The following is a 6163-nucleotide window of genomic DNA, read 5'->3' as shown; positions in this document are numbered from 1 at the left end:
TCGTACTTGATGACGATGAGGGCGGGAGGCTCGTCGGAGCCCTGGGCCACGCTCCAGAAGGCGCCCATCTTGAGTTCCTTGATCTTGTCAGCGCCGTAAGCCTCGACGGTCATGCGAAAGCCGTCGGCGTGCTCGGCGATCAGGCGCACCATGTCTGCGGCGCGGCGGGCCAGCGCGGTGGGGGTCATGCGGTTGCCGGGCTCGTTGACCAATTCGCGGGTGAAGTTCTGGGACTCGCCTACGATGCGGCCCTCCTCCAGGGCGCGGCGCAGTGCGGCCGGGTCGCCGGCCGCGACCACGGTCAGCGCCTCCAGGCTCTGGTCCTTGCGGTCGCTCTTGTAGGTGTCGGGATCGAAGTCGCCGACGAAGACGCCCTCGACCACGGCCTTGACGGCGGCGGGCGCGCCGCCGTTCCAGGGCTCGGGCGCGACCATGGCGAAGCTCCGGAGGCTGCGCGACTTCAGGAAGCGGGCCGCCGTCCCCGCCACCCGGCGCAGGTCGTAGGCGGAAAAACTCTTGGCCTTGCCCCCGCCCACCAGCAGGAGGCGCTTGGCGGCCAGGCCCTGCGGCCGGTGCACGAGCACCGTCTCGAAGAGCTTGCCGGTGGCCTCGCCGGAGGCGATGACCTCGGCGGCAGCCTGCTGCAGGGCGGGAGCCGTGGCCACGCGGGCGTCGGGCTTGTCCTTCTCGCCATGGTCGAGGACGACGGCGACCAGGCATTCGGTCTGAACATCGGCGGGCTGGGCGAGCGAGAGTTCGGTCTTCATAGAGTCGGGATGAGTTCCTTAGGGTTTGCGGGCGCGCGCCATGGCCTCGCGGGCCTCTTGATCGGCGGTGCGGCGTCGCTCGGTTTCGCGCTTGTCCCAGAGCTGCTTGCCCTTGGCCAGCGCCAGTTCGCATTTGACCCGGCCGTTGCGGAAGTAGAGCCGGGTGGGGATGAGGGTGAGTCCCTTCTGCTGCAGCTTGCCCGTGAGCTTGCGCAACTCCAGCTTGTGGACCAGCAGCTTGCGGGTGCGCAGGGGCTCGTGGTTGTAGATGTTGCCGTGCTGGTAGGGACCGATGTGGGCGTTGAGCAGCCAGAGTTCGCCGTCTTTGACGATGCCGTAGGCGTCCTTGAGGTTGGCGCGGCCGTCGCGGATGGACTTGACTTCGGTGCCGGACAGCACCACCCCGGCCTCGAACTTTTCCAGCAGGAAGTAGTTGTGGGAGGCCTGGCGGTTGACGGAGGCGTCGCGCTCGCCCGCCGCAATGGGGTCGCGGCGGGGCTTCTTCTCCTTCTCGGGGCGGACGGGATGGGAGCTCTGGCGGGCCATGCACGGGCCATCTCGGGATGGCCGCGGTTTTATGCTAACACACACAAACCGGGGGATTTGGAGGCGCCTGCCCCCGGTGTATAATGCGAGCTTCCCATGGCGTTCGCTCCGGGCAAGAGCTTCCGTGTCTCTGCAAGACCGCTGGTGCGCTGGCTGGCTGTGCTGCTGGCGCTAGGGCTGGCCCTGCCGGCGGGGGCCGACCAGGCCAAAGACCTCTTCAAGAAAGGCCAGGAGGCCGAAGTCCGCCAGGACTACGAGAACGCCTTCCATTTCTACCAGCAGGCCTACGAACTGAAGCCCAAGGAACTGACCTACCGGGCCTCGGCGCTCCGCACCCGCTTCCTGGCGGCGGCCTCGCACGTGCACAACGGGCAGTTGCTGCGCAACGCGGGCAAGCTGGAGGAGGCCCTGGCCGAGTTCGTGAAGGCGCTGGCCATCGACTCTTCCAGCTTCATCGCGCAGCAGGAGGTGCGGCGCACCCAGGAGATGATCGAGCAGGCCAAGAGCGGGGCCCCGGCAGCGGCGGTCCCGGTCGCGGACTCGCTGGGTCGGCTGGCCGCCTCGGCGCAGGGACCGGTGGAACTGGCGCCCATCTCCAACCAGCCCATCAGCCTGCAGCTCACCGAGGACAGCAAGGTGGTGTACGACGCCATCGGGAAACTGGCGGGGATCAACGTGCTGTTCGATCCCGACTACCAGAGCCCGCGCCGCATCCACATCGCGCTCAACGGGGTGACGCTGGCGCAGGCGCTGGAGATCGCCGCCCTGGAGTCGAAGACCTTTTGGCGGCCGGTGACCCCGAACACCATCTTCGTCGCCCAGGACACGCCCACCAAGCGCAAGGAGCTGGAGCAGAGCGTCATCAAGACCTTCTACCTGGCGAACCTGTCGCAGCCACAAGAGCTGCAGGAAGTGATCAACGCGCTGCGCGGCATCCTGAACATGAACACGGTCTCGCCGCTGGCCAGCCAGGGCGCCATCGTGGTGCGGGGCACGCCCGACCAGGTGGCCATGGTCGAGAAGCTGATCGACGACATCGACAAGGCGCGTCCCGAGGTCATCGTGGACGTGGTGGTCATGGAGGTGAGCCGCAACAAGCTGCGCGACCTGGGCATCACCCCGCCGGCCAGCGTCAGCGTGCAGATCCAGAGCCCGATCACCACCACCAGCACCACCACCACCGGCAGCAGCGGCTCCGGGGGCACCGCCACCGTGACCACCGGCACCACGCCCCAGCCCCTGACCCTGAACCAACTGGCCAACTGCGGGGCGGAGTGCTTCACGGTCAGCATCCCGCCGGCGACTGCCAACTTCCTCTTCGACGACACCGCCACCAAGATCATCCAGCAGCCGCAGGTGCGTTCGGTGGACGGCGAGAAGGCCAGCCTGAAGATCGGGCAGCGCATCCCCGTGGCCACCGGGTCGTTTCAGCCGGGCATCGGCGGCGTCGGCATCAACCCCCTGGTCAACACCCAGTTCCAGTACCAGGACGTGGGCGTGAACATCGACATCACGCCGCACATCCACGGCGACCGGGAAGTGACGCTGAAGATGATGCTGGAGATCTCCTCGGTGGTGGGGCAGCAGAACATCGGGGGCATCCAGCAGCCCATCATCGGGCAACGCAAGACCGAGGCCACCATCCGCCTGAAGGAGGGCGAGGTGAACCTGATGGGCGGTATGCTGGAGCAGGACGTGACCAAGGACTGGTCGGGCATCCCCGGGCTGGGGCAGATCCCCTTCTTCCGCTACTTCTTCGCCAAGGAGCACACGACCTCGACCGACAGCGAGCTGGTCTTCGCCCTGGTGCCGCACATCGTGCGCATGCAGGAGGTCAGCAGCCTGAACACGCGCCCGGTGGACGTGGGCACGGCCACCGGCATCGAGCTGCGTCCCGCGGCTGCGACGGCGCCGGCAGTCCCCGCCGGGGCTCCGCCGGCGGCAGGACCGAGTCCGGAGGCGGGACCCGGGGCGCCGGCCATGCCCGCGGCCGCCGCCGCGACACAGCCCGGCCCAGCCACCGCTCCGCCTTCCTCGCAGCCAGCCGGGCCTGCGGGTGCTCCCGGCCCCATGGCTGTTCCCACCCTGCACTTCGATCCTCCCGCGCTGACCCAGGCGGCCGGCTCGACCTTCGTCGTGAACATCGTGCTCACCGGGGGGCAGGACATCTCCGCGGTTCCGCTGCAGGTCTCCTACAACCCCAACGTGCTGGCGCTGGTGAACCTGTCGGATGGCGGGCTGCTCTCCAAGGACGGCCAGCCGGTGGCGCTGGTGCACCGCGACGACGCCGCCACGGGCACGCTGATCATGTCGGCTTCGCGCCCGCCGAATTTCCCCGGGGTCAGCGGAGACGGCGCTGTCTTCGCCTTGACCTTCCTGGCCAAGGCCAAGGGCCAGAGCCCGCTGACCATCAGCCGGCCGGGCGCGCGCGACTCCAAGATGGCGCCGGTGCAGGTGACCACCGCGGGCGCCACCGTCACCGTGCAGTAGCGGGCTAGAATATCGCTGTGAGAGTCCCTCTCGTCCAGGCCGCGGCCGGCTCCTCCGCCAGGAGGAGGATGGTGGGGCTCACGCTCATCGAGCTGATCGTGGCCATCATGATCCTGCTGATTCTGACCACGGCAGCCATCCCCATCGCGCGCACCCGCATCAAGCGGGAGAAGGAGCGAGAGCTGCGCCGCGACCTGTGGGAGATGCGCGACGCCATCGACCATTACAAGGAGGCCGCCGACCGCGGCGCTTTCCAGATCAAGGTGGGCTCCGAGGGCTATCCTCCGGACCTGGAGACCCTGGTCAACGGCGTGGACGTGAACGGCAAGAAGGTGCGCTTCCTGCGCCGCATCCCGGTGGACCCCATGACCGGAAAAGCGGAGTGGGGGCTGCGCGCGCTCAAGGACGACCCCGACTCGACCTCGTGGAGCGGGGACAACGTGTTCGACGTGTACTCGCTCTCCACCGGGACCGCGCTGGACGGCACCAAGTACTCGGACTGGTAGCCCATGCTACGCCGCCACAAAACCCGGGGCTTCACCCTGATCGAGATGATGATCGTGATCAGCCTGATCATCATCCTGCTGGGGCTGGCCATCCCCAACTACGTGCAGTCGCTGCGCCGGGCCAAGGAAGCGGTGCTGCGCGACGACCTGTTCACGCTGCGCACCTCCATCGACCAGTACACCTACGACAAGCTGCGCGCCCCCCAGTCGCTCGACGACCTGGTGACGGCGGGCTACCTGCACGAGGTCCCGGTCGATCCCATGACCAACTCGCGCGACACCTGGGTGGTGGTCAACGAGGACGTGATGGAGAGCATCGACCAGACCCAGCCCGGCATCACCGATGTGCACAGCGGGTCGGGAGCCACGGCGCTGGATGGCAGCGCGTACAGCTCGTGGTGAGCCGCCTTTCGCCGCTAGCCCTTAACCCTTTCGCCCAAGATCGCCGGAGGTCTCTTTGAGCCGCACAGCCCGACGCGCTATCGTGATCGCGAGCGTAGCCTTCGTCGGATTTCTGCTTGCCGCCAGACTCCGGTATTCCGGCACGGCGCCGCTGAGGTTACCGGCTGCGGATTGCAACGGCGATCTATGGAGACGCACCTACTCCCCGGAGAGACTGCACGTGATCGAGGCCTGCACCGCCGTTGAGGGCCGCGTTGTCTCAGTGCACCCGGCGGCTGACGGCGACCTTCACATCGGGCTCGACCCCGATCCAGCGTCGGTCCTGAATCTGGTGAATGTGATCCACCAGCGGCGCCGGCTTGTGGTGGAGATCGTCTGCGACCACAGCCCGGCGGACAGAGAAGCCGCCGCTCTCTGCTCCGGATTCACCTCCCCGGTCAGCGTTCCCAAGGTTGGGGATCGAGTGCGCGTCACCGGCGCCTACGTCACCGACGGCGACAACGGCTGGACCGAGATTCATCCCGCTACCCGCATCGACGTTCTACGCTAGGCTTTCCTTGCCTTCCACCGGAGCTGTCTTCTGGTCCGGCTGGAAGCCAGGGCCCACACGGGAGCCTCGGATTGCCAGCACCCGCCACTCCGCACTACCATGCCTCTATGCCGGTCGAGACGGAAATCACGCCCTCCAGCTATGTCCCGGTCAAGGCGCCGCGGGGCACCGCTATCTCCTGCCAGGGCTGGCAGCAGGAAGCCGCCCTGCGCATGCTCATGAACAACCTCGACGAGGAGGTGGGCGAGCGCCCCCGCGACCTGGTGGTCTACGGAGGCACCGGCCGCGCCGCCCGCTCCTGGGAGGCCTATCACGCCATCGTGGCCTCGCTCAAGGCACTGAAGAACGACGAGACCCTGCTCATCCAGTCGGGGAAGCCGGTGGGCGTCTTTCCGACCCACGAGTACGCGCCGCGGGTGCTCATAGCCAACGCCAACCTGGTCGGCCACTGGTCCAACTGGGAGAAGTTCAACGAGCTGGAGCGCATGGGCCTGATGATGTACGGGCAGATGACCGCGGGCTCCTGGATCTACATCGGCTCGCAGGGGATCATCCAGGGGACCTTCGAGACCTTCGCCGCGGCGAGCGAGAAGCATTTCGGCGGGGAGCTGGAGGGCAAGCTCATCGTCAGCGGCGGCATGGGCGGGATGGGCGGCGCGCAGCCCCTGGCCGCCACCATGACGGGGGCCGCCTTTCTGGGCGTGGAGGTAGATCCGGAGCGCATCAAGAAGCGGCTCAAGACCGGCTACTGCGACTTCATGGTCAACTCGCTGGACGAGGCGCTGCGTATCCTGAAGAACGCGGTGCGCAAGAAGGAAGCCGTCTCGGTGGGGCTGGTCGGCAACTGCGCGGACGTGATTCCCGAGCTGGCGGCGCGCGGCGTGGTTCCCGACATTTTGACC

The 6163-nt window shown here is 67.5% G+C and carries 7 protein-coding genes; 5 read left to right on the top strand and 2 right to left on the bottom strand.

The annotated features are described in order from the left end of the window. Positions 1-767, bottom strand: a 767-nt coding sequence (locus tag VEG08_04880; GenBank protein HXZ27319.1) for a M17 family peptidase N-terminal domain-containing protein, incomplete at its 3' end; no start/stop codon positions are given. An 18-nt stretch (positions 768-785) separates the two neighbouring features. Beyond that, positions 786-1313: an SsrA-binding protein SmpB gene (smpB, locus tag VEG08_04875; GenBank protein ID HXZ27318.1), complete on the bottom strand. Its 528-nt coding sequence runs from the start codon at positions 1311-1313 to the stop codon at positions 786-788. A gap of 96 nt (positions 1314-1409) precedes the next feature. On the opposite strand from smpB, the gene VEG08_04870 reads away from it, so the two are divergent. The 5 genes from VEG08_04870 to VEG08_04850 form a co-directional block, all read left to right on the top strand. Next, positions 1410-3803: a secretin N-terminal domain-containing protein gene (locus VEG08_04870; GenBank protein HXZ27317.1), complete on the top strand. Its 2394-nt coding sequence runs from the start codon at positions 1410-1412 to the stop codon at positions 3801-3803. 68 nt (positions 3804-3871) lie between these two features. Beyond that, positions 3872-4309, top strand: coding sequence for a type II secretion system protein (locus VEG08_04865; protein HXZ27316.1), 438 nt, complete (start codon positions 3872-3874; stop codon positions 4307-4309). Positions 4310-4312: 3 nt separating this feature from the next. Then, complete coding sequence (locus VEG08_04860) at positions 4313-4711, top strand: prepilin-type N-terminal cleavage/methylation domain-containing protein (GenBank protein ID HXZ27315.1); 399 nt, start codon at positions 4313-4315, stop codon at positions 4709-4711. A gap of 55 nt (positions 4712-4766) precedes the next feature. Further along, on the top strand, positions 4767-5261 hold the full coding sequence (locus VEG08_04855) for a hypothetical protein (GenBank protein HXZ27314.1): 495 nt from the start codon (positions 4767-4769) through the stop codon (positions 5259-5261). Positions 5262-5368: 107 nt separating this feature from the next. Then, a partial coding sequence (locus tag VEG08_04850) for a urocanate hydratase (protein HXZ27313.1) occupies positions 5369-6163 on the top strand: 795 nt, incomplete at its 3' end.

This window comes from Terriglobales bacterium, from assembly GCA_035624475.1.
Taxonomy (GTDB): Bacteria; Acidobacteriota; Terriglobia; order Terriglobales; family Acidobacteriaceae; genus DASPRL01.
The sequence above is the reverse complement of the archived record's forward strand: the minus strand, read 5'-3'. Positions and strand labels throughout refer to the sequence as shown.

Excerpts from the sequence above, each read along its gene's own strand:
- VEG08_04870 (HXZ27317.1), top strand. The coding sequence starts at position 1,410 with ATGGCGTTCGCTCCGGGCAAGAGCTTCCGTGTCTCTGCAAGACCGCTG.
- VEG08_04860 (HXZ27315.1), top strand. The coding sequence starts at position 4,313 with ATGCTACGCCGCCACAAAACCCGGGGCTTCACCCTGATCGAGATGATG.
- VEG08_04865 (HXZ27316.1), top strand. The coding sequence starts at position 3,872 with ATGGTGGGGCTCACGCTCATCGAGCTGATCGTGGCCATCATGATCCTG.
- smpB (HXZ27318.1), bottom strand. The coding sequence starts at position 1,313 with ATGGCCCGCCAGAGCTCCCATCCCGTCCGCCCCGAGAAGGAGAAGAAG.